Below are 24,642 nucleotides of genomic sequence, written 5' to 3' on the forward strand. Positions count from 1 at the left end.
GGGTTCCGATGCCGGGAGTCCGGCGCACGGGCTCGGTGATCAAAAGAGCGTCACGCGTGTCTCGGTGGCCCGGGGTGTCGTCCACACCCCGAGCACCGCGAAGTTCCTCCGCTTCGCCGGGTGGGCGAAGTTGCCGACGAACAAGTACGTCAGGACAGGTTCGGAGAACTTCCCGGCCTCGAACTTCTCGCGGATGACCGCCTCCAGCGCATCCACCGTGACGTGCCGGAAGCGATGCTGCAGCGCCGCGAGCTCCCAATCGAGGATGCGCTGCCGGTGGCCGGCGCACTCGGGCGTCATGCACGTGTACGCGTAGCGGACGACGAGGCGCGGCGCCACCAGCGGAGGGACCTCGTCGACATCCCCGAGGAGCTCCGGTTGCTCCAGGTGCGCCGTCATCGCCTGGATCTGCGCGGGAGTCCAGCCGGGATGGGGCTCGATCGCCACCGACGTGAGAGCGCGCACCCGGACCAACCCCAGGGACTGCGCCCGGAGATCAGCGGCGACTCCGGCTTGCAGCTCGCACATGGTGGGCCCGGTGAGGGGCAGGAGAGCGGGGACGCGCGCGAGGCTGGTGGCGGGCTTGCCCACCAGCTCCACGGAATCCCACACCGGGCGTCTGCTCTCGTGACGATCGTCGCTCTTCGCGGGATTCACATCGATGTCGATGATCTGGTACTTGGCGTACTTCTGCTCGCCGGACAGATGGCGGAAGGGCACCGGATAGAGGCGGATCCAGTAGGGCTCCGGCAGGTCGAGGCGCACACCGGCGACGCAGACCGTGTCGATGTACTTCTTCGACGGCTCGGGAGCCGCTTTCACGGTGATGAGCACCCGCATGCGTTCGGCCAGCATCGCCGCCCCTCTCCTCGATTGCTCGGAGAGTAGGCACGGAAGGGAGCGTCCCGCCCCGATCGATGAAGGAATGTGAGCCGGGCTGCTTCGCTGCACCGGGGAGGGACTCGAGGAGGCGTGATGCGGCGACGCACGCGACATCGGGCGGGTCGCTCGGCTTCCGCCCTCCGCACCCCGCCCGCGAGGATGGACCCATGCCCTCCGACGACTTCGCCCGCTGGCTGCGCGCGCAGCCCTCGCTCACCGGATCCGCACCAGCCCTCGACACGACCGCCCTGCCGCAAGACCCCGACGACCTGTTCCGCACGTGGATCACCGAGGCCGCCGACGCGGGCGTCCCCGAGCCGCACGCCGCGACGCTCGCGACGGTCGATGCGGACGGCCTGCCCGACGCGCGCACGCTGATCCTCAAGGACGTCGGCCCACGCGGCTGGGCGTTCGCGGGCACGCGCTCCTCCGCCAAGGGCGCGCAGCTGGCGGCAGCCCCAGCCGCGGCGCTCGCGTTCTGGTGGCAGCCGATCGTGCGGGCGGTGCGGGTGCGCGGATCCGTCGCGGAGGCCACCGCCGAGGAGAGCGCCGCCGACCTGGCCGCGCGCTCGGCCGCGGCCCGCGCGGACGTGGATCCGGGCGACTGGGTGCTGTGGCGCATCCGCCCCGTGCACGTGGAGTTCTGGCAGGGCTCGCCCGACCGGCGGCACACGCGGATCCTGTTCGACCGCGTCGGCGACGAATGGACCCGGAGCGGCGCCGGCGGCGAGGGCCGCACCTAGCCGGACCAGTCCCGGGGCGACCCGGCGCGGGCGGGAGGCGCCACGCCCGCCCGCGCCGCGCGACGTCAGCGGCGGTCTCGGCCCACCGCGGTCACCGCATCCCCGATGGAGGTGCCGGGGTGGTCCTCGCGGTACGCGCGCACCGCTCGGGCGTCGATGTCACCAGCCGGCCGCGCCGGCACCCGCCCGAGCACGGCCCGGCCGGAGAGGAACGCGACGGCCAGGGCGACCACGATGAGGAGCATCCCGAGGACGTGATCGATCGTGAGGAAGGTCACGACCGCGAGGAGGGTCAGGAGGATCGGCGCGAGGGCCCGGAGCCAGCGGTTCATGAGAAGCACTGCTCCTTGATCTGGGTGACGCCGATGAGCTCACCGGCGAGGGCGGCCGCAGCACCCCCGAGGGCCTGCACCTTCTCGTAGGAGAAGCTCGCGCCCCACATGATCTTCGCGGCCTCTGTGACTCCCCCGAGCGACTTGATCAGGGCCTTGACCTTGAGGATCTTGGCGGCGGGGAAGGCCGTGGACGCGATCACGGTCGCGATCGCCGCGCCGCAGCCGAGGACGCTGGCCTGCGTGCTCACCATGCCCTCCGGTGCGGTGTTCGCGGGCGCGTTCGCGGCCAGCCACTGCTGCGTTGCAGCGTCGCCCTGGACGAGGACGTCATCGGGGATCTGCTCCACGAGGGCCAGGCCCTGCTCGAAGTCCCGCAGCTGGGCCTCCGATGGCGCGCTTTGGCCGGTGGATGCGGGGGGAGCCGATGAGGTGGCTGCCACGGCGGGACTCGCCCCGCCGAATGCGACGGCCACTCCCACGGCACCGCTGAGCAGGAGAGCCGAGATCTGATTCGTGCGCTTCATCTTCCTGGGTCCTCTCGGATCGGAGTCGGACGGTCGAGCTGATCAGCGCTCAACACGGTACCGACCAGGCGGCTCCTTCTCCACAGGCTTTGACGGCATACCCAGCGAAGGGCGGATCGCCGTGGTACGCGGTCGGCCTCCTGCTGCGAGGCGGGGTCGACGCCCTACACGACCGACGCCACCCCGAACACCGCCGCCGCGATCGCGAAGCCCATCGCGCCGATGGCCGTCTCCATCACCGTCCACGTCTTGAGGGTCGTCTTCACGTCCATCTCGAAGAAGCGGCCGACGAGCCAGAAGCCGGAGTCGTTCACGTGGCTCGCGACCACGGATCCGCCCGCCACAGCCACCACGAGCGCCGCGACCTGGAACGCGTTGAAGTCGCCCGCGAGGATCGCCGGGGAGATGAGGCCCGCGGCCGTGGTGAGCGCGACCGTCGCCGACCCTTGCGCGATGCGCAGGATCGCGGCGATGAGGAAGCCCGCGAGGATGATCGGGATGCCGAGGTCGCCGAGCACGTCGGCGAGGGCGTCGCCGATGCCGCTGGTGCGGAGGACGCCGCCGAACATGCCGCCGGCGCCGGTGATGAGGATCACCGAGCAGACCGGTCCGAGCGCCGACTCGAGGGTCTTCTCGAGCGCGCTCTTGTCGATCCCGCGGCGCCGACCGAGCACGAACGCCGCGACGAGCAACGAGATGAGGAGCGCGACGGGCGTCTCGCCGAGCGTGCGGAGCACCTGGTACCAGGCCTGGTCGCTCGCGCCCTCGGGGAGGATCCCGCCGGTGGATGCGGCGTTGAGGCCGGTGTTGAGGAAGATCAGGAGGAGCGGCAGCAGCAGCACGGCGATCACGGTGCCGAACCGCGGCGGGTTCGACTCGGCGTGCTCGTCGGCCTCGCCGAGCAGCGTCGGGATCGGCAGCACGAACCTCTTCCCCACCCACAGGCCGAACAGGTACGCGGTGACGTACCAGGTGGGGATCGCGGCGAGGAGGCCCACGAGGATCACGATGCCGACGTTCGCGCCGAAGAACTCGCTGGCCGCGACGGGGCCGGGGTGCGGCGGCACGAAGACGTGCATCACCGAGAAGGCGCCGGCCGCGGGGAGGCCGTAGCGGAGCACGCCGCCGCCGAGGCGACGGGCGACCGAGAAGACGATGGGCAGCATCACGACGAGGCCGGCGTCGAAGAAGATCGGGAAGCCGAAGAGCAGCGACGCGACCCCGAGCGCGAACGGGGCGCGCTTCTCGCCGAAGACGCGGATCAGGGTGTCGGCCAGCGCCTTCGCCCCGCCGCTGGTCTCGACCAGGCGGCCGAGCATCGCCCCGAGCCCCACGAGCAGCGCGACGGCGCCGAGGGTGGATCCGAAGCTGCCGACGAGCACGGTCACGATCTGCGAGGTCGGGATCCCGGTGGCGAACGCGGTGACGAGGCTCACGAGGATCAGCGCGACGAACGCGTGGACGCGCAGCGCGATGATCAGGATCAGCAGGACGGCGATGGCGCCCGCCGCGATCAGGAGGAGCGGCCCGGCGGTGAGGGTCTGCGTCCAGTCTTCGATGGTCATGGGGGCTCCGTTCGGCTGGGCGGATCCGTGGATCGTGTCGCGTGCGTCGGCGCCCGGCCGGGGAGGTGGGCGTCGTCGCCTGCGTGGGGCGGGCGGCGGTGGGGCCGCTCGCGTTCCGTCTACACAACACCCGTAGCCGCGTCCGCGTCCTCGAGGCGATGGCGCTCCTGGAGCCGAAGCGCCGCGTGGGCCTCGTGGTGCAGGGTGCGGATCGCTGGAACGTCTACGACCCGCGCATCATCCGCTGGCGCCTCAGCGGGCCCGGCCGCTCGGATCAGTTCCGCTCCGTCACCCAGCTGCGTCGCGCGGTCGAGCCGCTCGCCGCGTAACTCGCTGCGTGCAACGCCACTGCTGCTCAGCGCACGCGCATCGCCGAGCTCGCGGTGGATCTCCGGCGCCTCGGCGAGGCCAGCGCCCTCGTCGGCTTCCTCGCCGCCGACATCGAGTTCCACCACCTGATCCTCGAGGCCAGCGGCAACGACATGTTCTGCGCCCTCCGCGAGGTGATCACGGAGGTCCTCAGCGGTCGCGCGCACCAGGGGCTGATGCCGCGGACGCCGCGGCCGCATGCGCTCGACACCCATGAGCAGGTGGCGCATGCGATCCGCGATGGCGATGCGGCGACGGCGGAGGCGGGGATGGCGTCGTTGCTGGCGGAGGTCAGCAGTGCGGTTGGCTAAGCAATCGCCGTGTGCCTGTACTCGTATCGTGCGTGTTCGGCCTAGACAAAGTACAAGGCGGCGGTATTCGGCGGGTCCATCACTTGTATGCGGTCGAGTCTAGGCGTGCCGCTAAGGCGGCAATGGTAATGGCGAGGGGTGCCGTGGAGTTGGCGGGAAGTCTCGCATGAGGCCTAAAGCGTTCATCGCGACCTACGCAGAACCTCAGTGGTTCCTCTAGACAGTCTTTTACGAGATCGTCATACTGAGTCAGTGCGCATGACTTACGAACCCTTTGCAACTACTACCCGTGACTTGCGTCCAGTAGGCGAGTTTTTCGACGTTCTAAGACGTGACGCCGCAAATAAGCTTCAATCGATAGGTTCGACATTGGAACTAAGGCAATTTGCTGAAGAGGAGGTTCCCCGACTCAAAGCAGACGTAAAAGATATCGTTCCGGAGCTTGGCGGTTCGAGACCGGCACGGGTGGATGAGCCGGAGTGGAAGAGGGCTGAAGACAATTCCACGCACAAAGTGGCACGTCACTATATTGCAACCGAAATTATTGGGGAGCCGCACCTGCTCTGTTACTGGCCGACATTAGATTCGCCTATTCTCCCTGTCGATGACCACGATGGCCCCAGAGCCGGACTGACTGTGGAACTTCGCCGTGAAATCTGGGAGATTGCCCGTTATGACGAGTCGAACGGCAAGCATACTTGGGGTTTGTATACGTCAATTTACCTAACCCCGCATGGAGAGCAACTTATACAAAACAGCAAGTTAGACGTCAACCGTATTTTCAGACGGCGACATGAATATGTTGAGCCAATAATTGCCGAGCTCTTGAGTCAAGCGAAAAACTTTGCCATGAACGAGTATCCAGAATGGCTAGATAACCTGCTGCATGAAAAGTTGCTCGAGTTGCAAGCCAGAGAGTCGGTGTCGCAAAGTCTTGTGTTTCCTAGTGAATGGAAGATGCCTCCTCTGATACTTGAGGATAAAGAGAGCCCGCACGGGGATGGGCCCGTCGTCGATTTAACGCATGCAGAAATCTCGCTCCAACCCACTCCCCATCTGGCGGCTAAGTCGTTTGTAGATTTACAACAAGTTATTCGCCGATGGACAGATGCCATTGAGCGATATCCGCGGGCGTTCTCGAAACTCAGCGAAGATCAGTTAAGCGATCTCCTCGCAGCCACCTTAAACGCGACTATGCCGGGCGCCAACCGCGAAGTATACACTCGCACCGGAAAGAGCGACATATTTATTCAAGCTGATATACTCCAGAAAGGCTCTGGGCCGGAAAAGGTTTTTATTGCGGAGTCAAAATGGGCTCGGAGCGTCTCCATTGTTCAAAAGGCTTTGGATCCACAGCTCTTTAGTTACTTGTCGGCACATGATACAGCGGCCGTGCTGCTGCTTTTGTTCAAGCAGAAAGACTCGCAAAAAGCTGCGCTCACTTACCTAGCGGCTCTAGAGAGCGTGGCCGGTTTTCAGTGCCGATCAAAATCAGCAGTCGAAGAGTGGCCCATTTTGACTTACTTAGTGGAGGGTAAGACCGTAAGCGTGTGTGTTGCTACTGTCTTCCTTCCGGCGTACGAAAGCTCGACTCTTCGGGAGGACGACGATGCATGAAGTGGCTTTTCGCAGATATCGAGAATTTGTCGATGCCAGGGTGGCGGCCAACAACTCCATGATTGCTCTACTTGCTGGTTCGCGACTGGCTTCGCATTCGATGCAGCTACACGCGGGTTCACCTCACTATTTAAGTGGCTTGTTTCCCCGGGTCCGTGATATTGAACGCTTTAATCTTTCTCCAGACATGGCAACACAGTTGCTCGATAATGCTGACGAGCATCTCTCGGCTGTCGCCATTCCTTACGCCCTGGCGGTTTATGAAGCATTCGTGATAGATGCTATAGCAATTTTGAAGCGAGATGGGCATAACATTGATGAGAGCCGGGGCTCCAGGTCCGCTGGGCGGATGCATGCGACCTTCTACGTAGGAGCGAACGCAATAGAACCTATGGAAGTGACGCGGCTCTTCCACGTCTTGAGGTGTATGCGCAACGCCCAAATTCATCGTGGCGGGCTGGTAACGGATGAGTTGCGCACCGCGCTGGAGGCCTTACAAGAGGGCGAGCGCTCGCGTTGGGAGCAGCTCACGATGATGCCGCTCGCAGACCAATTCACTGGCCCCCGAATCCAATTTCATATTGGCCACCTTGTCGCGTCCTTTGCAATTACGAAGGAGGTGGCACGCAGAATAAACGAAGCGCTGAGCATACATGTTTCAAGGGCAACGTGGGCATTAATGGCGGCGGAAGACTATGATGCTGAAAGTAGCTATCCCCGAAATAGTACAAACTGGCGAAGAGCATTTGTAGGCTTTTCTCGTTACAACTACCGCGAGCGGCTGGCCTTGACGCGGGATGAATTGGAGAAGGCAGCACGAGATTTGGAAATGTGGACCATTGCCGAGACATGGTCATAAAGAAACACGGGGGCTCTTCCTATTGAGCTACTCCGGCACGCCGGGCTAGGACTTGAACCTAGGTCTCCACTGTTTTTGTGCGACTGAAGCCTTCGAAGCTTCGGGCATCTCATGCAGCCGCTTTGTCAAACTAGACGATTGGGTGCTTCTGGTCAAGGATCGGGACAGATGTGGAGCGAGTGACGGGAATCGAACCCGCGCTATCAGCTTGGGAAGCTGAAGTTCTACCATTGAACTACACTCGCGCGACCGGCCAGGAGCCGGGTCGAGACCACAGCCTAGCAAGAGTCCGGCCGGGCGCCACCCCGCGCCGGTAGGCTCCTGCCGTGCTCCTCTCCGACCGTGACATCACCGCCGAGCTCGACGCCGGACGAGTGGCCCTCGATCCCTACGACCCCGGGATGCTGCAGCCCGCGAGCATCGACGTGCGCATCGACCGCTTCTTCCGGCTGTTCGACAACCACAAGTACCCCTACATCGACCCCGCCGAGGACCAGCCCGAGCTCACGCGCCTCATCGAGTCGAAGCCGGGGGAGCCGTTCATCCTGCACCCGGGCGAGTTCGTCCTCGGATCCACGTTCGAGCTGGTTACGCTGCCCGACGACGTCGCCGCGCGCCTCGAGGGCAAGAGCTCGCTCGGCCGCCTCGGCCTCCTCACGCACTCCACCGCCGGCTTCATCGACCCCGGGTTCTCCGGCCACGTCACGCTCGAGCTGTCGAACGTCGCCACGCTGCCCATCAAGCTCTGGCCCGGGATGAAGATCGGCCAGCTCTGCTTCTTCCGCCTGTCGTCGCCCGCCGAGAAGCCCTACGGATCCGGCGAGTACGCCTCCCGCTACCAGGGCCAGCGCGGCCCCACCGCCTCCCGCTCGCACCTCAACTTCGTGCACACCGACGTGACGGTGACGGACGCGGGGCAGTCGGGGGAGTAGCCCTCCGCTCGCCGCACGGTGACGCCCGGGCCTCACCGAGCACCCGTCGCGCCCGCGCACCCGCGCACCCGCGCACCCGCGCACCCGCGCACCCCCGCACCCCCGCACCCCCGCACCCCCGCACCCCCGTACCCACCGTGGAGAACCCGCCGACCCCACCTCCGCCGCGTGCCATCCTCAGCCACCGGTTCCGATTCCCCTCGTCGTGATACCGCCAGGGGCGCCCCTCCGCACGACCCACCACGCACGACAGCCACGCACCACGCACCAGCCAGCGATCCACCTGGGGCGCTTCGTCCGCACGCCGCCGGGCCGACCTCCGTCGCCCGGCCCCGTCCCACGAAGGAGAAGGCCATGTCGTCACGTCCACGCAGCAGCAGAGGCAGCAGGAGGAGGTGGGTGGCGGCGCTCGTCGTCGGCACCGTCCTCGCCACCGGTTCCGTCGCGGTCACGCATTCCGCCAACGCGGAGGAGGCCGAAGCCGCGACCGTGTACCCGTACACGCTGAAGTCGAGCAAGATCCGGGCCGGCTTCGCCGCCGACGGCTCGCTCCAGTCGCTCAAGATCCCGGGCGACATCCACGACACCGAGTACCTCATGAACCCCACGACCGCGCCCGACCAGGCCGCCGATCCGGACGTCGGAAACCGCCAGTGGCTCGGCAACCTGATGTTCTCCTACGCCACGGGTGACGGCGCCATCACGAAGGACGGCGTCGGATCCACCGCGTGGAAGACGGCCTGGACCACCCGGTCGCAAGACGCCCGCACGGTCACCGCCACGCCCACGAGCGTCACCGTCACCTACGCCGACTCGAAGGACCCGCGCGGCATCTCCGGCTTCACCGTGCGCGAGACGTACTCGATCGCGGCCGACGGCTCCCTCACCTGGAAGCAGGACGTCACCAACTCGGGCAGCCAGCGCCTCGTCATCGGCGACTGGGGCATGCCCGTCCCCGGCAACGAGCTCTGGAAGGGCGGCGACCGGATCTACGAACGCCGCGTCCTCACCCACTCCTACGTCGGCAAGAACGGCTCCTACATCACCCTCGAGCGCCCCAGCGGCCAGGGCCCGTTCGTCGCGCTGACCCCCGACACCGCCACCGGATCCGGCCTCGAGTACCAGGACCGCTGGCGCACCCAGGAGGTGGGCGACACCCCGTGGGCCTGGAACGAGGACAAGGAGGGCTCGATGGTGAAGGGCCTCAACGTCTACTACGCGCACTCCATGGCGATCCAGAAGACGAACCGCGGCTACCTCGGCTCCACCAGCCTCGCCCTCGCCCCCGGCGCGACGCAGAGCTACACGTACCACCTCGGCTCCGTCGCCGACGATCACGCGCTGAAGCAGTCGATGTACGACCAGGGGCTGCTCGACACCGCGGTCGTGCCCGGCTACATCGTGCCGGTCGACCGGAAGGCCGAGATGGCGTTCCGCGTGAAGGGCACCATCACGTCCGTCACGGCGCACAACCGCAACGACCTGCACGGCGCCACGCCCACGGATCCGACGGTCACGTTCTCACGCGGCAACGGCGACTACCGCATCTACGACATGGCGTTCGACCGCACGCAGCTCGGCGCGGACGACGTGACGGTGGCGTACACCGACCAGACGGGAGCTGCGCGCACCTCGGTGCTCCAGTTCTCGGTGATCGACGACATCGCGCACCTGCTCGACACGCACGCGCAGTTCATGGTCGACAAGATGCAGTGGACGCCGAAGGACGGCATCGCCGCCTCCGACATCCGGAACTACACGTTCGACGACTGGATGATGAACGCGAAGGACGGCAGCGTCCCCACCCCGTCCAATCCCGCGGAGGGCCGCCGGAACGTCTACGACGGCTATTGGGGCCTCGGCGACGACTGGGGATATCCGCACGCGGAGTTCCTCGCCGAGAAGCAGGTCGTCCGGCCCGACGCGCACCAGATCGAGGCGCTCGACATGTACCTCCAGAAGGCGGTCTGGGAGCACCTCATGGGCAACACCTCGGCCACCGCGGCGCCCAGCTACGTGATCCACGACTTCTTCGAGCAGGGGAAGCCGGGCGCCCAGAACGACACCCCCATCGGGCGCGGCTACGCGTACCCGCACATCTACAACACGTTCCTCTCGATGTACGAGGTCGTGAAGAAGAACCCGTCGGCGGTCGCGTACCAGCACCCCGCCGAGTGGTACCTCCAGGCGGCGTATGGCGTCTTCAAGGAGCTGTACGACAACAAGGACGTGTTCTACAACTACTCGACCGGGCTCATGGGCGAGCAGTCGACGCCCCGCCTCATCGACGACCTCCGGGCCGAGGGCATGGGCGCGCAGGCCGACGACATCGTGAAGAAGATGGCGACGAAGTACGCCAACGTCTCCGCGGCGAAGTACCCGTACGGATCCGAGTACACCTACGACAACACGGGCGAGGAGGCCGTGTACATGCTCGCGCGCACCAACGTCGACGCGGATCGCACGAAGGCGCTCAAGATCATGCGCGACATCGTGTCGAAGACCGAGGCCGACCGCGGCCGCATGCCCGTCTGGTACTGGAACTCCGTGCCCACCACCATCACGGGCGAGAACACCTGGCAGTTCCAGTACACGGCGGCGCTCGCCGGCTACACGATGGACGACTACATCAACCACACGGCGGCCCTCGAGACCGGCGCCCAGGCCGTCTCGCCCGCCCGCCGGGCCGAATTGCAGCGGCTCAACTACGCCGGGAAGGTGGCCGAGCTCGCCACGGTGAACGCGGGGCAGATCAGCTCCGCCCCGGAGAACATCGGCGCCTCCGCGTGGACCTACCAGTCCGAGCGCGGCAACCTCGGCACCACGGGCGTGGGCGGCGGATCCGACGTGCCGCTCCTCAACGGCTGGCGCGGCATGACCGGCGAGAGCGACCTCGGGCTCTGGGGTGCGATGCAGACCCTGAGCGCCGACGTGGTGACCGACGACCCGATCTTCGGCACCGTCGCGTACGGCGCCGACGTCTCGTCCGCCGGCGGATCGCAGACCGTCGTCCCGGAGGACGGCCTCCAGCGACGCCTGCACCTCGTCACGCAGCAGCTCTCGGTGGACCTGAAGGACGACGCGTACGCCCGCGCCACGGTGAGCTCGGACAGCACCGACCTGCGCCTCGCGATGCTCAACCGCGGTGGCGCCGCGCACTCCGGCGCGGCCGAGGTCACCGGTCTCGCATCCGGCACCTACGCGGTGGTCGTGGGCGGGGTGACGCAGCGCACCGTCACGGTGCAGCGTCCGGCGGCGGTGACGGATCCGATCGCGCAGCCCACGCGGATCGCGTTCGACGCCCCGGCCGGCGCCACGTTCGACGTGCACGTGGTGCGCACGGGCAGCTGAACCCGGTGGGGGATCCGGCGCGCTGCCGAGTACAGCTAGGCGCCCGGATCCCCCACCGCCGGCCCCGAGTGGTGGTGGTCGAACACGACGCTGGTGCGGGTCGACGCCACCGCCGGGTGCGCCGACAGGTGCTTCAGCACGAAGTCGCGGAGGTGGTCGCTGTCGCGGACGGCGATGTGGAGGATGAAGTCCTCGGATCCGCCGAGGAAGAAGAGCTGCACCACATCCGCCAGCTCGCGCATCTCGTCGGCGAACGCGGCCATCTCGTGCCGGGCGCCCGCACGGATCGCGATGCTGATGAGCGCCTGCAGGCCCACGCCCACCGCATCCGCGTCGATGGTGGCGGTGAAGCCCGTGATCACGCCGCGCTCGACGAGGCCGCGCACGCGGGTCACGCACGTCGACGGCGCGATGCCCGCCTGCTCCGCGAGGCGGCTGTTCGGGGTGCGCGCGTCGGCGCGGAGCAGGGCGACGAGCTTCCGGTCGACCGCATCCAGCGGCTCGGGGGCCCGCAGTTCCTTCGTCCGCATGATCCGCTCGCCCTCCCGCTCCGCAGGATCGCACCAGATGTACGTCTGCCGCCGACGATCCTACGGATTTCACGCGCTCGAAACGCACAATGGGCACCATGAGTCTCGCCCTCCCGCATCGCCGCCGCCGGCCGCACCTCGCGGGGAGACGAGACGGAGCACGCATGAAGGTCGGGATCCCCACCGAGATCAAGAACAACGAGAACCGGGTCGCCGCGACCCCCGCGGGCGTGCACGAGCTCGTGCGCCGCGGCCACGAGGTGCTCGTGCAGGAGGGCGCGGGGCTCGGATCCAGCATCACCGACGCCGACTACGTCGAGGCGGGCGCGACCATCGTCGCCACGGCCGACGAGGTGTGGGGCGCGGCGGATCTGCTGCTCAAGGTCAAGGAGCCGATCGCGGAGGAGTACCCCCGCATGCGCGCCGGCCAGACCCTCTTCACCTACCTGCACCTCGCGGCGTCGCGGCCCTGCACGGATGCGCTCGTCGCCTCCGGCACCACGGCCATCGCCTACGAGACCGTGCAGCTGCCGAACCGCCAGCTGCCGCTCCTCCAGCCGATGAGCGAGGTCGCCGGCCGGCTCTCCACGCAGGTCGGCGCGTACCACCTGATGCGCGCGGCCGGCGGCCGCGGCATCCTCCTCGGCGGCGTGCCCGGCACCCCGAAGGCGCGCGTCGTCGTGATCGGCGGCGGCGTCGCGGGCGAGCACGCGGCGGCGAACGCGCTCGGCATGGGCGCCGACGTCACGATCATCGACCTCTCCATCCCGCGCCTCCGCGAGCTCGAGAACCGCTTCGGCGGGCAGGTGCAGACGCGCGTCTCCTCCGCGTACGAGATCGCGGCGCAGCTGAAGGACGCGGATCTCGTGATCGGCTCCGTCCTCATCCCCGGCGCGCAGGCGCCGAAGCTCGTGACCGACGCGATGGTCGCGACCATGAAGAAGGGATCCGTGCTCGTCGACATCGCCATCGACCAGGGCGGCTGCTTCGAGGGATCCCGCCCCACCACGCACGACGACCCGACCTTCGCGGTGCACGACAGCGTCTACTACTGCGTCGCCAACATGCCGGGCGCGGTGCCGGAGACCTCCACGCGCGCGCTCACGAACGCGACGCTGCCGTACGTGATCGCCCTCGCGGAGAAGGGGTGGAAGCGGGCCCTCGCGGAGGATCCGGCGCTCGCCCTCGGCCTCAACGTGCACGACGGCCACGTCACGAACTCGCACGTCGCGGCGGCGCTCGAGATGCCGCTGACGCCGGTCGCGGAGGCGCTCGCGGGTTGACGGGCTCGCGGGTCATGTGACCCGAAGTGGAGGCGGAGGAGCCCCGAACTGGTGCCAGGATCTGGTCGGTCCCCTGTCCATCGCCTGTCAGCCTCGGAGCATGACCCAGTACGCCCCACCTCCTGCATCCGCACCCGAAGCGCCTCGCACCAACGGCAACGGCCTCGGCCTCGCCGCCCTCATCGTCGGGATCGTCGCCCTCGTCGGCTCCGTCATCCCGTTTCTCAACTACGTCACCGGCTTCGTCGCCTTCGTCGGGCTCGTCCTCGGCGTGATCGCCCTGTTCCTCAAGAACCGCCGCAAGGGCGCCGCGATCGCCGGCACGATCATCAGCGTCGTCGCGCTGATCCTCTCCGTCGTCCTCGCGGTCACCTACACCGCGGGCTTCGCGTCCGGGGTCTCGGACGCCATCGAGACCTCGCAGGCGGAGGCCTCCGCGGCGGCCGAGCGGGAGGTCACCGTGACCTACGAGCTCACGGGCTCGGCGACCTCCGTCTCCGCCACCTACTCCACCTTCACGGACGGCAACTCCGGATCCGAGCAGGCGACCGAGCAGGCGCTGCCCTTCTCGAAGGAGATCGTCGCCAAGGTGGGCGGGACGTTCGACTTCTCGAGCTTCACCCTGAGCGGCACGTCCGGGACCGAGGGCGGCGACGTGACGTGTCGCATCCTCGTCGACGGTGCTCCGGTGGCGGAGCAGACCGCCACCGGCGCGTACGCGTCCGCGTTCTGCTCGGCCAGCTCGGAGGACCTGCGCGGCGAGTGATCCGTCGCCGCCGAGAGGGCCCTGCCGCATCGCGGTGGGGCCCTTCGGCTTCGGCCCCAGCGGCGTCCCGAGCCGAGGGCCGACAGTCGCAGGATCGTGATGCCGCGGCGACCGCATCCGCCTCCGGCCCTGGCAGGGTCGATGCATGACCTTCCGCTACGCCCCCGAGCCCGAGCCGACCGAGCCCCGGGAGCGGAGGACGTCGAACGGCGTCGGCGTCGCCGCGCTCATCGTGGGCGTGCTGTCGCTGATCGGCTCGGTCATCCCGCTGCTCAACTACGGGTCGGGGTTCCTCGCGTCCGTGGGCGTCGTGCTCGGCATCATCGGCCTGCTGCTCCGCGACCGGCCGAAGGGCACGGCGGTGATCGGGCTGATCGTGAGCGTCATCGCCGTGATCCTCTCGATCGTGCTCGCGATCGTCTACACGGTGGGCATCGCCACGCTCGTCGGCGGCGCGGTCGAGGATGCGCGGGAGCGGGCGCGCACGGCCGAGCCCGCCGTCCCCACGAGCCCGGCTCCCGGCGCGACGGACGGGATCGCGGTGGAGTACGAGCTGACGGGCACCGTGCCCACCGCGCTGGCCACCTGGAGCAGCGTGACCGCGGACGACATCGACTACGAGTCCGCCACCGCGCAGGGCCTGCCGTTCACGCGCGGCACGGTGCTGCCCGACGACGTCACGCCCCGGGACGGCGGCCTGACCCTGAGCGGGATGGCCGACGCGGCCGACGGCGACCTGACGTGCCGCATCCGCGTGGGCGGCGTGGTCGTCGACGAGCGGACGGCGTCGGGGCCGCAGGCGTCGGTCGTCTGCCTCGCCGACGCGGACGGGATCCGCGCGGCCGCCGGCTGAGGCGGGAGCGCACGCACCCGACCGGTGCGCGCGACGACGGGCCCGGCGCGCGACGCACCGGGCCCGCATCTGAGGGGCGAGGTCCCCGATCCCTCCCTCGTCGTCCGACCGGCACGTGGTGGTGAGCTGTTCCCGTGCACCGTTCCCGGTGCGAGGTGCGGGGCTGACGTGTGCTCGGCTCTCGCCGGGTGCGCTGCCCTCCGCGCCACAGAGGATCAGGATTCCCGCTGATCCGCCGGGGTGTGCCCGCTCCGGACGACTACCGACTCGCCCCTAGCCTTCCGTCCCGCCTGCCTCCTCGACCAGCTCCACCTCCCAGTTCGCGCGCTGGATCCTGGCGTCCATCTCCCGGAGCTCGCGCGCGGTGTCGTCGGCCCGGTCGCGCACCTCGCGGATCGGCAGCGCCGCGATCTGCCGCAGCTCGCTCCGCATCTGCCGCGGCGCGTAGCCGGCGGCCATGCCCCCGCCCGCACGGCCGGAGGCGGCGTCGGCGGCCGAGGTGAGGATCCCGTGCCGCGTCCGCAGCGCGTCGCGCCGGGCGAGCGCCGCCGTGAGGGGCGTGCCGTCGTCGAGGTGGGCGGCCGTGTTGGTGACGTTGATCCGGGTCACGAGCGCCGCCAGCAGGTCGACCGCCTCGACTGCCTCCGCGAGCAGCGCGGCCGCGTCCTCCGCGGGATCCTCGCCCTCCTGGTAGCGCGCGGTCGCCTGGATCCTGCTCCGCAGCGACTCGACGCGCCTCTGCAGGTCGGACCGTTCCATCAGCGCCTCGGCGAGTCTCATGCCTCCACCGTCTCACGGCTCCGGTCGCACCCGGAAGGGAGACATGATCCGCGGCCCCTCGTCCGCCGAGCACGCGCTTCCACCCCGACACCCGCGGCGCCCACGGTGATCCGCGCTGAGTCGCGTCGGCCTCATATAAGAAAATGCGCCGAATCTGCATAAACTGATGCCGGAGGACGAGATGGACGTGAGCACAGCACTGGGTGAGCTGGAAGCAGCGGGGTTGTCCCTCGTGCCGGAGAGCGCGATCGCCTTCCGCTCGGCAGACGGGCGCCGAGTCCTCCGGGGAACGAATCGACGCGTCCCGACCCCGTCCGACATCCGCGACGACCTCGAGCAGCTGCATCCCGACGAGCGTGTCCTGTACGTCGTCGATCGCCTGACACCGTCGCTCCGGGCGGCCGCGATGCGAGAGCCGAGGCTCATCTTCCTGGACCTCTCGACCGGCGCTGCGTGGATGGACGCGCGTGCGTCGCACGCGGATCGACCCGATCGCCGTTCGGTGACGAAGCGCGGCCGCCGCCCGTTCGGGCAGCTCGCCGTGGCTCGCGCGCTCCTCCTCGGGGGCCACTTCCGGCGGCAGCAGGACCTCGCGGAGCTGCTCGGACTCACTCAATCCGCTGTGTCCCAGGCGCTCACGCGGCTGGGTGACGGCGTCGTCCGGGCAGCGATGGGCTTCGAGGCGGGGGACCGGGCGCTGCTCCTCCGGCTCGCTGACGAGGAGTACCCGGGAGCGGGGGGCATCACGACCCACTGGTGGCACGACGGCGACCTCGAGACGCAGGCGCGGATGGTGCAGGCGCAGGACGGCGTCGTGCTGTCCGGTGATCTGGCCGCGCGACGCATCAGCGCATGGAGGAAGCCCGAGCGGGTCACCGCGTACGCCCCGACCGGCCTCGACGCGGCGAGACTCGGCTTCGCCCTCGCGGACGCCGCCGACCACACGCTCTCCGTCACCGTCCCCGCGGACAGGACCCTCTTCGCGACAGCGCGCGCCTTCGGCGTCGAGCCGGGGTTCGCCGATCCCGTCATCACCGCCCACGACGTCGAGCGCACCGGCAGCACGGGCGACCAGCAGGAGGCGGCGGAGCGGATCCGCGCCCTCATCCTCCGAGGGGCGTGGCACCCCGGTGGCGTCGGTCGCGACGGGGACGCGTGAGCGTGCCGACCGCCCACCTCGTCGCCAGCGGCCCGGAGGACGACGCGGCCTTCGTCGCGCTCCACGACCTCGCGCAGGTGCTGCAGGCGCATCCCGACGCGCGCGTGATCGGCGGGCACATGGTGGGGCTCATCACCGCCGCCTTCCCGAGCCCCGGCTTCGTCGAGCGGAGGACAGGCGATGCGGATGCGGGCATCCCGGTCGAGCTCGCGGACGACGGCTCCGTGCACGCGGCGCTCATCGCCGCCGGCTATCGGGATGTCTCGGGGAACAGGTACGTCCGTGGAGAGGCGGAGCCCATGCCGACCGTCGATCTCCTCGTCCCCACCCTGACCGGTCGGTTCTCCGATGCGCTCCACGGCGGACGCCGGCTCGACGCGATGCCCGGCCTCCATCTCGCGGTGGCGTCGCCGTTGCGTCTCGACGCGTCGCTGCTGCTCCAGGACGGGACGGAGCTGTCGACGTCGGTGGTCGTCCCCGGACTGGAGGCGGCCGTGGTGCTCAAGGCGTATGCGTGGCGCGGCCGTGGCGGGCAGACGGTGAAGGACGTCACCGACCTGTCGAACCTCCTCCACGTCCGCGAACGGCATGGTGACGACGCGGGTCCATGGACGCTCGGGCAGCCGGGGCTCACCGGGGCCCGCGGAGACGCCGCGCAGCACCTTCACGCCCTCGCGGACCGCCTCGCGGGCCGTTCGGCTCGCCAGCTCGCGGTCGATCCGCGTCGACTGGCCGTCCTCATCCGACGGCACGTCGCGCATCCGTGAGGATGGTCGCCGGCGTGCTGGAGCCCGCGTCCAGCTGCCGTCCGCCTCGCGGTCGCCGCGCTCGTGGATGATGGTCGGGGACCCGCACCGGGCGGGCCGGGACAGGAGCGACCGTGAGCAGAGCGCAGGCATCGGACGAGCAGGGCACGACGCGGGGACTGGTCCTCGGCGGCGGCGGCGTCGCCGGCATCGCGTGGGAGACCGGGCTGCTGTCGGGCCTGATCGCCGCGGGCATCGACCTCGACGCGGCGGACGCCGTCGTCGGCACGTCGGCCGGATCCGTCGTCGCGATCAACCTGCGCGCGGGCGCCATCGACGCCGCCTACGACGAGCACTTCGTCGACGTGGCGGGCATGGCGGAGCCCACCGGCAGCCGCGACCTCTCCCGCACGATCGAAGTCATCGGCGAGGGCGTCGTGAGCACCGCGGGCGAGATCCCGACGCGCCAGAGGATCGGCGAGTTCGCCCTCGAGGAGTACGACCCCGAGGTGGACGACGCCGCGAGCGTCGAGCGCATCGGCCAGCTGCTGCCGATCCACGACTGGCCCGAGAAGGACCTCCGCATCACCGCGGTCGACGCCGGCACCGGCCGCTTCACCGTCTTCGACAAGGACTCCGGCGCCGACCTCGTGCGCGCGTCCGCCGCGAGCTGCGCCGTCCCCGGCGTGTTCCCGCCCGTCACCATCGACGGCCGCCCCTACATGGACGGCGGCATGCGCTCCGGCACGAACGCCGACGTCGTCGCCGAGCACGAGCGGATCCTCGTCATCGCGTGCGGCCCCGAGGCGCCCGCCTCCGGCATGGGCCCGACGCTCTCCACCGTCGTGCAGCAGCTGCGCGGCCGGGCCGAGGTGCTCGTGATCCAGGCCGACGCGGAGAGCACGGCCGCGTTCGGCGAGAACTCGCTCCTGCTCTCGACCCGCAAGGTCTCCGCCGAGGCGGGCCGCCGCCAGGCCGAGCGCGTCGCCGACGAGGTCCGCGCGTTCTGGGGGTGATCCCGCCCGCCCGACGGGTGCGCGACGAGGGGCCCGGCCGCGCGAAGCGGCCGGGCCCCTCGCCGGTGGAGCGTCGGATCAGACCGTGGGCACGGCCGCCGCATCCGGCGAGCCGGCGTGCGCCGGGTGCTCCGGGTACAGCAGCGGCAGCTGCAGCGTGAGCCACGGGCTGAAGGCCCACGGCGTGTGGGCGACCGCGGGGATCAGCTCCTCGGGATCCGCCCACCGGTACTCGCCGACCTCCTCGGGTCGCGGATCCACCGGCGTGGCCGCCACGGCGCGGAACACCGGGCAGATCTCGTTCTCGACGATGCCCGCGGCGTCGGTCGCGCGGTAGCGGAAGTCGGGAAGCACGAGCTCGACCGAGGCGAGGGTGAGCCCGAGCTCCTGCTCGGCGCGGCGGTGCACGGCCTCGAGCATGTCCTCGCCCGGGGCGGGGTGCCCGCAGAACGAGTTCGTCCAGACGCCGGGCCAGGTGAGCTTGCCGATGGCGCGGCGCGTGACGAGGATCCTGCCCTCCGCATCGAACACGTGGCACGAGAACGCGAGGTGCAGCGCGGTGTCGCGGGTGTGGACCGTCGCCTTCGGCGCCGTCCCGATGGTCTCGCCGTCGTCGTCCAGGAGGACGACGAGCTCGGTGTGCTGTGACATGCGCTCCCTGCTTTCCGTTACCGCCTCGATGTTAGGTTTCATCCGTGGACGCCACCAACCTCGCTGCCGTCTCCACATCGAGGCAGGCCCACGTGAACGGCGTGCTGGATGCGTTCTTCGCCCGCTCCCTCGTCCGCGCCGAGGCCATGGGCGACGAGTACGTGAAGCTGTGGCGCACGCTGGAGTCCAACACGGCCGGCGGCAAGCGCTTCCGTCCCCGCATGGTCATGGCCGCGTACGACGGCCTCGGCGGCCAGGACGTGCAGGCCGCGGCCCACGTCGGCGCCGCGTTCGAGATGCTCCACACCGCGCTCATCGTGCACGACGACGTCATCGACCGCGACTTCACCCGGCGCGGCGGCCCCAACGTCTCCGGTGCCTACCGCGACATCGCCACCGCGCAGGGCCTGCCCCAGCCGCTCGCCGAGCACCGCGGCATGTCGGCCGCCGTCATCGCGGGCGACCTCGCGCTCGTCAACGCGTACCGCCTCATCGACGCGAGCGGCGTGCGCGACCTCACCCGGTCGCACCTGCTCGAGATCCTCGACGACGCCGTGTTCGCATCGGCCGCGGGCGAGCTCATCGACGTCGAGTTCTCGCTCACGGCGGACGTGCCGAGCGTCGAGGAGATCCTCCGCATGGAGCGCCTCAAGACCGCCGTCTACTCGTTCGAGGCGCCGCTGCAGGCCGGCGCCGTGCTCGCGGGCGCGCGCCCCGAGGTCGTGGCCGCGCTCGGCGACTTCGGCCGGGACATCGGCATCGCCTACCAGGTGGTCGACGACGTGCTCGGCGTCTTCGGCGATGAGGAGGAGACCGGCAAGACGAACCTCGGCGACCTCCGCGAGGGCAAGCGCACCGTGCTCATCGCCCACGCCGTCCGCTCCTCGGAGTGGCGGGAGATCAGCGCGCTCATCGGCAAGGACGACCTCTCCCGCGGCGAGGCGGCCCTCGTGCGCTCGGTGCTGGAGAGCTCCGGCGCCCGCGCGTTCGCCGAGGGCGTGGCGCGCGACCTCGCGACGGCCGCGTGCGCGCGCCTCGAGGACCCGGTCGTGCCGGAGGCGCTCCGCCGGGAGCTCGCGCCCGTCGCCGAGTCCGTGCTCGGGCGCATCCGATGACGCGTCGCCTGCCCGGCCGCCGGCCCGCCGCCCCCGAGGCGCCCACGGGCCTCGACAAGTACGACCGGGTGGCGCAGGACACGGCCTCCGTCGTGATCCGCCGCTACTCCACCTCCTTCGGCCTCGCCTCGCGCCTCCTCGGCGCGGACGTGCGCCAGCACATCGAGAACGTGTACGCGCTCGTGCGCATCGCCGACGAGATCGTCGACGGCGCCGCGGCCGGTGCCGGCGTGGATCCCGCGCACGTCGAGGACCTGCTCGACGCCCTCGAGCAGGAGACCGAGGACGCGATGCTGCGCGGCTACAGCACCAACCTCGTCGTGCACGCGTTCGCCATCACGGCCCGCCGCGCCGGCTTCGGCGCCGAGCTCACGGCGCCGTTCTTCGCCTCCATGCGCATGGACCTGCGGCGCATGGAGCACACGCCCGCCTCCTTCACGGAGTACGTCTACGGATCCGCGGAGGTCGTCGGCCTCATGTGCCTCCGCGCGTTCCTCATGGGCCACGCCACCACGCGGCCCGAGCGGATCCGGTTCGAGGAGGGCGCGAAGCGCCTGGGCGCCGCGTTCCAGAAGGTCAACTTCCTGCGCGACCTCGCCGCCGACCACGACGCGCTCGGCCGCAGCTACTTCCCGGGCGTCGACGTCGCGTCCTTCTCGGAGGCCGACAAGGAGCGCATCCTCGACGACATCGACCACGACCTCCGCATGTCCGGCGCCGTGATCCCCGACCTCCCCGCCTCCAGCCGCCGCGCCGTCGCGCTCGCGCAGGGCCTGTTCGCCGAGCTCGCCGTGCGGCTCCGCGACACCCCGGCGGCCGAGCTGGCGCGCACGCGCGTGCGGGTGCCGGATCCCGTGAAGGCCCGCATCGCGCTCGCCGCCGCCACGGGCGCCGAGCCCTCGGGCGTCGACGGCCGCCTCGTCCGCCGCTCGCGCGCCCCCCGCGTCCACGGCGCGCGCTCCACGCCCGCGTCCCGCGCGGAGACCGACGACCACGACGACCACGACCACCGCCCCGCCCCGTCCGACCCCGAGCAGCAGGAGAGCGCCATGACCGCACCCACCGCCATCGTGATCGGCGGCGGGATCGCCGGCCTCGCCTCCGCCGCGCTCCTCGCCCGCGACGGCTACCGCGTCACCCTCGTCGAGGGCCGCGACGAGGTCGGCGGCCGCGCCGGCTCCTGGGAGCGCGACGGCTTCCGCTTCGACCTCGGCCCCAGCTGGTACCTCATGCCCGAGGTGTTCGACCACTTCTTCAAGCTGATGGGCACGAGCGCGGCCGAGCAGCTCGACCTGGTGCGCCTCCCCGGCTACCGCGTGCTCTTCGAGGGCGACCCGGATCCCATCGACATCCGCGACTCCCGCGAGGCCAACCTCGACCTGTTCGAGAGCGTCGAGCCCGGATCCCGCCCCGCGATGGCCCGCTACCTCGACTCCGCGAAGGAGGTCTACGAGATGGCGAAGAAGCGCTTCCTCTACACGACCTTCGCCGACTACCGGCCGCTGCTGAAGCGCGACGTCGTCACCCGCACGGGCACGCTCGGGAAGCTGCTCCTCACGCCGCTCGAGACGCATGTGGCGCGCTACGTGAAGGACCGGCGCCTCCGCCAGATCCTCGGCTACCCCGCCGTCTTCCTCGGCTCCTCCCCGAAGCTGGCGCCGAGCATGTACCACCTGATGAGCCACCTCGACCTCGAGGACGGCGTGCTCTACCCGCAGGGCGGCCTCATCACCGTCATCGACGCCATCGAGCGGGTCGCGCGCGCCGAGGGCGTCGAGATCCGCACGGGCGCGCCCGTCTCGCGCATCCTCACCGAGCCGACGAAGGCCGGCAAGGCGCGGGCGCGCGGCGTGCAGATCACCACCGACGCCGGCACCGAGACGCTCGACGCCGACGTGGTCGTCTCCACCGCCGACCTGCACCACACCGAGACCGAGCTGCTCCCCGAGGCGTTCCGCACCTACCCGCAGGCGTACTGGGACAAGGCCACCGCGGGCCCCGGCGCCGTGCTCGTCTACCTCGGCGTGAAGGGCGAGCTGCCCGAGCTGCACCACCACACGCTGCTGTTCACCGAGGACTGGGACGAGAACTTCTCCCGCATCTTCCCGCCGAAGGGCGGCGCGACCTCGGTACCGGATCCCGCCAGCATCTACGTCTGCAAGCCCAGCGCCACCGACGGCTCGGTCGCGCCCGCGGGCCACGAGAACGTCTTCATCCTCGTGCCGATCCCCGCCGACCCGACCATCGGCCGCGGCGGCATCGACGGCGCCGGGGACGCGCGCGTCGAGGAGATCGCCGACCGCGCCATCCAGCAGATCAGCGACTGGGCCGGCATCCCCGACCTGGCCGAGCGCATCGTGCTCCGCCGCACCTCGGGCCCCGGCGACTTCGCCGCCGACCTGCACTCGTGGAAGGGCACCATCCTCGGGCCCGCGCACACGCTCTCGCAGTCGGCCATGTTCCGTGCCGGCAACACGAGCAAGCGGGTCGACGGGCTGCACTACGCCGGCGGATCCACCATCCCCGGCATCGGCCTGCCCATGTGCCTCATCAGCGCGGAGATCCTCGTGAAGCGCCTCCGCGGCGACACGTCGACCGGCCCCGGCGCCGAGCCGCTCGTGCGCACGGTCGGCCGCCCGGTGGTCTGATGGGCCTCCTCTACCTCGCGGCCCTCCTCGTCACCCTCGGCTGCATGATGCTCGTCGACCGGCGCTGGCGTCTGTTCTTCTGGCGCGACCGCACCGCCGCGGCCGTCACCACGCTCGTGGGCGTCGCCTTCTTCCTCGCCTGGGACGTGGCCGGCATCTCGCAGGGCATCTTCTTCCGCGGCGAGACGCCGTTCATGACGGGCATCCTCGTGGGCCCCGAGCTCCCGCTCGAGGAGGTCTTCTTCCTCACGCTGCTCTGCTACCTCACGATGAACCTCGTCAACGGGTTCAGCCGCCTCGCCGACCACCACGTCGCCCGGGCGAGGGAGCGCGCGAACCGATGAGCTACCTCGTGCTCGACCTGCTGTTCCTCGCTCCCGTCGCGGTCGTCGGATTCCTGTTCCGTCGCCTGCTGCTGCGCGAGGCCAACGCCGTGCCGTACGGATCCAGCCGCTTCGACTACCCCGAGTACTACTGGTACCGGCGGATGCCCGTCGCGATCCTGCTCGTGATGACGCTCATCTTCGACAACATCATGATCAAGGTCGGCCTCGTCGGGTACGACCCCGACAAGCTCGTGGGCCTCGTGCTCGGCTACGCGCCCATCGAGGACTTCGCCTACGCGATCGCGGCCCTCGTGCTGCTGCCGGCCGTCTGGTACCTGCTGCGCCGCCGCCGCAGCGTCTCCGGCATCGAAGCGCATGAGTGACGTGCGGGCCCGGCCCGGCGCCGCGGAGATGATCCGCACCATCGCGCTGTCGTCCCGCCCGCTCTCCTGGGTCAACACGGCCTTCCCGTTCGCGGCCGCCTACCTCACGGTCACGCGCGAGCTCGACCTCACGGCGGTGCTCGGCACGCTCTACTTCCTCATCCCGTACAACCTCGCGATGTACGGCATCAACGACGTCTTCGACTACGAGTCCGACATGCGGAACCCCCGGAAGGGCGGAGTGGAGGGCGCGGTGCTGGCGCGCGCGATGCACCGGCCGGTGCTGATCGCGGTGCTCGTCACGAACGTGCCGTTCCTCGCGTACCTCGTGGCGGTGGGATCCGCGGCGAGCCTCGCCGTGCTCGCCGTGAGCGTGTTCGCGGTGATCGCGTACTCGCTGAAGGGCCTCCGCTTCAAGGAGCGGCCCATCCTCGACTCGCTCACCTCGAGCACGCACTTCACGTCCCCCGCGGTCTTCGGCATCGTGCTCGCGGGCGGGACGTTCACGCCCGGGCTGTGGGCGATCCTCGCGGCGTTCTTCCTCTGGGGCGTCGCCTCGCACGCGTTCGGGGCGGTGCAGGACATCGTGGCCGACCGCGAGGGCGGCATCTCCTCCATCGCGACCGTGCTCGGCGGCGCCGCCACCGTGCGGATCGCGGTGCTCGCCTACGCCGCGGCCGGCGTGGCGATGCTGTTCACGGGCTTCCCTGGGATCGTCGCGGCCGCGCTCGTGATCCCGTACATCCTCAGCACCGCGCCGTTCTGGTCGATCCGCGACGAGGACGCGGAGGCGGCGAACCGCGGTTGGCGGCGCTTCCTCGGCCTCAACTTCCTCTCCGGCTTCGTGGTGACGATGCTGCTCATCGCGTACTGGCTCGCCACGCCCTGATCCGCGACA

Annotated in this window: 24 protein-coding genes, 1 tRNA gene and 1 pseudogene; 18 read left to right on the forward strand and 8 right to left on the reverse strand. The window is 69.7% G+C overall.

The genetic code is table 11. The features are described from left to right. Positions 1 to 39 precede the first annotated feature (39 nt). A complete protein-coding gene (locus PED38_RS14880; protein ID WP_270981815.1) occupies positions 40 to 855 on the reverse strand; it encodes a hypothetical protein in 816 nt (271 codons plus the stop codon). 194 nt (positions 856 to 1,049) lie between these two features. On the opposite strand from PED38_RS14880, the gene PED38_RS14885 reads away from it, so the two are divergent. Continuing rightward, positions 1,050 to 1,625: a pyridoxamine 5'-phosphate oxidase family protein gene (locus PED38_RS14885; protein ID WP_270981816.1), complete on the forward strand. Its 576-nt coding sequence runs from the start codon at positions 1,050 to 1,052 to the stop codon at positions 1,623 to 1,625. 65 nt (positions 1,626 to 1,690) lie between these two features. Here the strand turns inward: PED38_RS14885 and PED38_RS14890 are convergent, their stop codons facing one another. The 3 genes from PED38_RS14890 to PED38_RS14900 form a co-directional block, all read right to left on the reverse strand. Beyond that, entirely contained in the window at positions 1,691 to 1,957 is a 267-nt protein-coding gene (locus PED38_RS14890) for a hypothetical protein (RefSeq protein WP_063070984.1), read from the reverse strand. After that, entirely contained in the window at positions 1,954 to 2,400 is a 447-nt protein-coding gene (locus PED38_RS14895; RefSeq protein WP_270981817.1) for a hypothetical protein, read from the reverse strand. The genes PED38_RS14890 and PED38_RS14895 overlap by 4 nt, the downstream gene beginning before the upstream one ends. Before the next feature lie 248 nt (positions 2,401 to 2,648). After that, entirely contained in the window at positions 2,649 to 4,049 is a 1,401-nt protein-coding gene (locus tag PED38_RS14900; protein WP_270981818.1) for a GntP family permease, read from the reverse strand. Between the two features lie 41 nt (positions 4,050 to 4,090). On the opposite strand from PED38_RS14900, the gene PED38_RS14905 reads away from it, so the two are divergent. The 4 genes and pseudogenes from PED38_RS14905 (at position 4,091) to PED38_RS14920 (ending at position 7,205) form a co-directional block, all read left to right on the forward strand. After that, a complete protein-coding gene (locus PED38_RS14905; protein WP_270981819.1) occupies positions 4,091 to 4,378 on the forward strand; it encodes a hypothetical protein in 288 nt (95 codons plus the stop codon). Positions 4,379 to 4,390: 12 nt separating this feature from the next. After that, positions 4,391 to 4,729, forward strand: a pseudogene (locus PED38_RS14910) (FadR/GntR family transcriptional regulator); the annotation flags it as partial. A 258-nt stretch (positions 4,730 to 4,987) separates the two neighbouring features. Continuing rightward, complete coding sequence (locus tag PED38_RS14915; RefSeq protein WP_270981820.1) at positions 4,988 to 6,346, forward strand: hypothetical protein; 1,359 nt, start codon at positions 4,988 to 4,990, stop codon at positions 6,344 to 6,346. Further along, positions 6,339 to 7,205 (forward strand): hypothetical protein, encoded by an 867-nt coding sequence (locus PED38_RS14920; RefSeq protein WP_270981821.1) that lies wholly within the window; start codon positions 6,339 to 6,341, stop codon positions 7,203 to 7,205. Before PED38_RS14915 ends, PED38_RS14920 begins: the two co-directional genes overlap by 8 nt. 171 nt (positions 7,206 to 7,376) lie before the next feature. Here the strand turns inward: PED38_RS14920 and PED38_RS14925 are convergent. Beyond that, positions 7,377 to 7,450: transfer RNA gene (locus PED38_RS14925), tRNA-Gly, on the reverse strand. A gap of 81 nt (positions 7,451 to 7,531) precedes the next feature. Here PED38_RS14925 and dcd point away from each other — a divergent pair. Both dcd and PED38_RS14935 read left to right on the forward strand, forming a co-directional pair. Then, positions 7,532 to 8,137: a dCTP deaminase gene (gene dcd / locus PED38_RS14930; protein ID WP_043583745.1), complete on the forward strand. Its 606-nt coding sequence runs from the start codon at positions 7,532 to 7,534 to the stop codon at positions 8,135 to 8,137. Positions 8,138 to 8,491: 354 nt separating this feature from the next. After that, positions 8,492 to 11,488 carry a DUF5695 domain-containing protein gene (locus PED38_RS14935; RefSeq protein ID WP_270981822.1) on the forward strand — a complete coding sequence of 999 codons (2,997 nt, stop codon included), beginning with the start codon at positions 8,492 to 8,494 and terminating at the stop codon, positions 11,486 to 11,488. Between the two features lie 35 nt (positions 11,489 to 11,523). On the opposite strand, the gene PED38_RS14940 is transcribed toward PED38_RS14935, so the two are convergent. After that, on the reverse strand, positions 11,524 to 12,018 hold the full coding sequence (locus PED38_RS14940) for an Lrp/AsnC family transcriptional regulator (RefSeq protein ID WP_081234865.1): 495 nt from the start codon (positions 12,016 to 12,018) through the stop codon (positions 11,524 to 11,526). Positions 12,019 to 12,182: 164 nt separating this feature from the next. On the opposite strand from PED38_RS14940, the gene ald reads away from it, so the two are divergent. The 3 genes from ald to PED38_RS14955 all read left to right on the forward strand — a co-directional run bounded on the left by ald (position 12,183) and on the right by PED38_RS14955 (position 14,920). After that, the gene (gene ald / locus PED38_RS14945) at positions 12,183 to 13,301 is read left to right on the forward strand and encodes an alanine dehydrogenase (protein WP_270981823.1); all 1,119 of its coding nucleotides are present in this window, start codon (positions 12,183 to 12,185) and stop codon (positions 13,299 to 13,301) included. 100 nt (positions 13,302 to 13,401) lie between these two features. Continuing rightward, positions 13,402 to 14,067 (forward strand): MmpS family transport accessory protein, encoded by a 666-nt coding sequence (locus PED38_RS14950; RefSeq protein WP_270981824.1) that lies wholly within the window; start codon positions 13,402 to 13,404, stop codon positions 14,065 to 14,067. A gap of 145 nt (positions 14,068 to 14,212) precedes the next feature. Then, on the forward strand, positions 14,213 to 14,920 hold the full coding sequence (locus PED38_RS14955; protein WP_270981825.1) for a hypothetical protein: 708 nt from the start codon (positions 14,213 to 14,215) through the stop codon (positions 14,918 to 14,920). Between the two features lie 273 nt (positions 14,921 to 15,193). Here the strand turns inward: PED38_RS14955 and PED38_RS14960 are convergent, their stop codons facing one another. Further along, positions 15,194 to 15,700, reverse strand: coding sequence for a DIP1984 family protein (locus PED38_RS14960; protein WP_270981826.1), 507 nt, complete (start codon positions 15,698 to 15,700; stop codon positions 15,194 to 15,196). Positions 15,701 to 16,202: 502 nt separating this feature from the next. Here PED38_RS14960 and PED38_RS14965 point away from each other — a divergent pair. From PED38_RS14965 to PED38_RS14975, 3 genes are all read left to right on the forward strand, one after another. Next, positions 16,203 to 16,859: a hypothetical protein gene (locus tag PED38_RS14965; RefSeq protein WP_270981827.1), complete on the forward strand. Its 657-nt coding sequence runs from the start codon at positions 16,203 to 16,205 to the stop codon at positions 16,857 to 16,859. After that, complete coding sequence (locus tag PED38_RS14970) at positions 16,856 to 17,626, forward strand: hypothetical protein (RefSeq protein WP_270981828.1); 771 nt, start codon at positions 16,856 to 16,858, stop codon at positions 17,624 to 17,626. The genes PED38_RS14965 and PED38_RS14970 overlap by 4 nt, the downstream gene beginning before the upstream one ends. A gap of 113 nt (positions 17,627 to 17,739) precedes the next feature. Next, positions 17,740 to 18,621, forward strand: coding sequence for a patatin-like phospholipase family protein (locus PED38_RS14975; protein WP_270981829.1), 882 nt, complete (start codon positions 17,740 to 17,742; stop codon positions 18,619 to 18,621). Between the two features lie 78 nt (positions 18,622 to 18,699). On the opposite strand, the gene idi is transcribed toward PED38_RS14975, so the two are convergent. Then, complete coding sequence (gene idi / locus PED38_RS14980; RefSeq protein WP_270981830.1) at positions 18,700 to 19,272, reverse strand: isopentenyl-diphosphate Delta-isomerase; 573 nt, start codon at positions 19,270 to 19,272, stop codon at positions 18,700 to 18,702. 44 nt (positions 19,273 to 19,316) lie between these two features. Here idi and PED38_RS14985 point away from each other — a divergent pair, with 44 nt between their 5' ends. From PED38_RS14985 to PED38_RS15005, 5 genes are read left to right on the forward strand one after another with little or no spacing between them, the layout of a single operon-like run. Beyond that, a complete protein-coding gene (locus PED38_RS14985; protein ID WP_270981831.1) occupies positions 19,317 to 20,387 on the forward strand; it encodes a polyprenyl synthetase family protein in 1,071 nt (356 codons plus the stop codon). Then, on the forward strand, positions 20,384 to 23,035 hold the full coding sequence (crtI, locus tag PED38_RS14990) for a phytoene desaturase family protein (protein WP_270981832.1): 2,652 nt from the start codon (positions 20,384 to 20,386) through the stop codon (positions 23,033 to 23,035). Before PED38_RS14985 ends, crtI begins: the two co-directional genes overlap by 4 nt. Continuing rightward, positions 23,035 to 23,379 (forward strand): lycopene cyclase domain-containing protein, encoded by a 345-nt coding sequence (locus tag PED38_RS14995; protein WP_063070994.1) that lies wholly within the window; start codon positions 23,035 to 23,037, stop codon positions 23,377 to 23,379. The genes crtI and PED38_RS14995 overlap by 1 nt, the downstream gene beginning before the upstream one ends. Beyond that, on the forward strand, positions 23,376 to 23,744 hold the full coding sequence (locus tag PED38_RS15000; RefSeq protein ID WP_270981833.1) for a lycopene cyclase domain-containing protein: 369 nt from the start codon (positions 23,376 to 23,378) through the stop codon (positions 23,742 to 23,744). Before PED38_RS14995 ends, PED38_RS15000 begins: the two co-directional genes overlap by 4 nt. Next, complete coding sequence (locus PED38_RS15005) at positions 23,737 to 24,633, forward strand: prenyltransferase (protein WP_063070996.1); 897 nt, start codon at positions 23,737 to 23,739, stop codon at positions 24,631 to 24,633. The genes PED38_RS15000 and PED38_RS15005 overlap by 8 nt, the downstream gene beginning before the upstream one ends. Positions 24,634 to 24,642: the final 9 nt, after the last annotated feature.

It is taken from the genome of Clavibacter sp. CT19 (assembly GCF_027858075.1).
Lineage (GTDB): Bacteria > Actinomycetota > Actinomycetes > Actinomycetales > Microbacteriaceae > Clavibacter > Clavibacter tessellarius_A.

Coding starts and splice junctions, on each gene's coding strand:
- PED38_RS14880 (WP_270981815.1), bottom strand. CDS start 855: ATGCTGGCCGAACGCATGCGGGTGCTCATCACCGTGAAAGCGGCTCCC.
- PED38_RS14885 (WP_270981816.1), top strand. CDS start 1,050: ATGCCCTCCGACGACTTCGCCCGCTGGCTGCGCGCGCAGCCCTCGCTC.
- PED38_RS14890 (WP_063070984.1), bottom strand. CDS start 1,957: ATGAACCGCTGGCTCCGGGCCCTCGCGCCGATCCTCCTGACCCTCCTC.
- PED38_RS14900 (WP_270981818.1), bottom strand. CDS start 4,049: ATGACCATCGAAGACTGGACGCAGACCCTCACCGCCGGGCCGCTCCTC.
- PED38_RS14915 (WP_270981820.1), top strand. CDS start 4,988: ATGACTTACGAACCCTTTGCAACTACTACCCGTGACTTGCGTCCAGTA.
- PED38_RS14920 (WP_270981821.1), top strand. CDS start 6,339: ATGCATGAAGTGGCTTTTCGCAGATATCGAGAATTTGTCGATGCCAGG.
- PED38_RS14935 (WP_270981822.1), top strand. CDS start 8,492: ATGTCGTCACGTCCACGCAGCAGCAGAGGCAGCAGGAGGAGGTGGGTG.
- PED38_RS14940 (WP_081234865.1), bottom strand. CDS start 12,018: ATGCGGACGAAGGAACTGCGGGCCCCCGAGCCGCTGGATGCGGTCGAC.
- ald (WP_270981823.1), top strand. CDS start 12,183: ATGAAGGTCGGGATCCCCACCGAGATCAAGAACAACGAGAACCGGGTC.
- PED38_RS14950 (WP_270981824.1), top strand. CDS start 13,402: ATGACCCAGTACGCCCCACCTCCTGCATCCGCACCCGAAGCGCCTCGC.
- PED38_RS14955 (WP_270981825.1), top strand. CDS start 14,213: ATGACCTTCCGCTACGCCCCCGAGCCCGAGCCGACCGAGCCCCGGGAG.
- PED38_RS14960 (WP_270981826.1), bottom strand. CDS start 15,700: ATGAGACTCGCCGAGGCGCTGATGGAACGGTCCGACCTGCAGAGGCGC.
- idi (WP_270981830.1), bottom strand. CDS start 19,272: ATGTCACAGCACACCGAGCTCGTCGTCCTCCTGGACGACGACGGCGAG.
- crtI (WP_270981832.1), top strand. CDS start 20,384: ATGACGCGTCGCCTGCCCGGCCGCCGGCCCGCCGCCCCCGAGGCGCCC.
- PED38_RS14995 (WP_063070994.1), top strand. CDS start 23,035: ATGGGCCTCCTCTACCTCGCGGCCCTCCTCGTCACCCTCGGCTGCATG.
- PED38_RS15000 (WP_270981833.1), top strand. CDS start 23,376: ATGAGCTACCTCGTGCTCGACCTGCTGTTCCTCGCTCCCGTCGCGGTC.
- PED38_RS15005 (WP_063070996.1), top strand. CDS start 23,737: ATGAGTGACGTGCGGGCCCGGCCCGGCGCCGCGGAGATGATCCGCACC.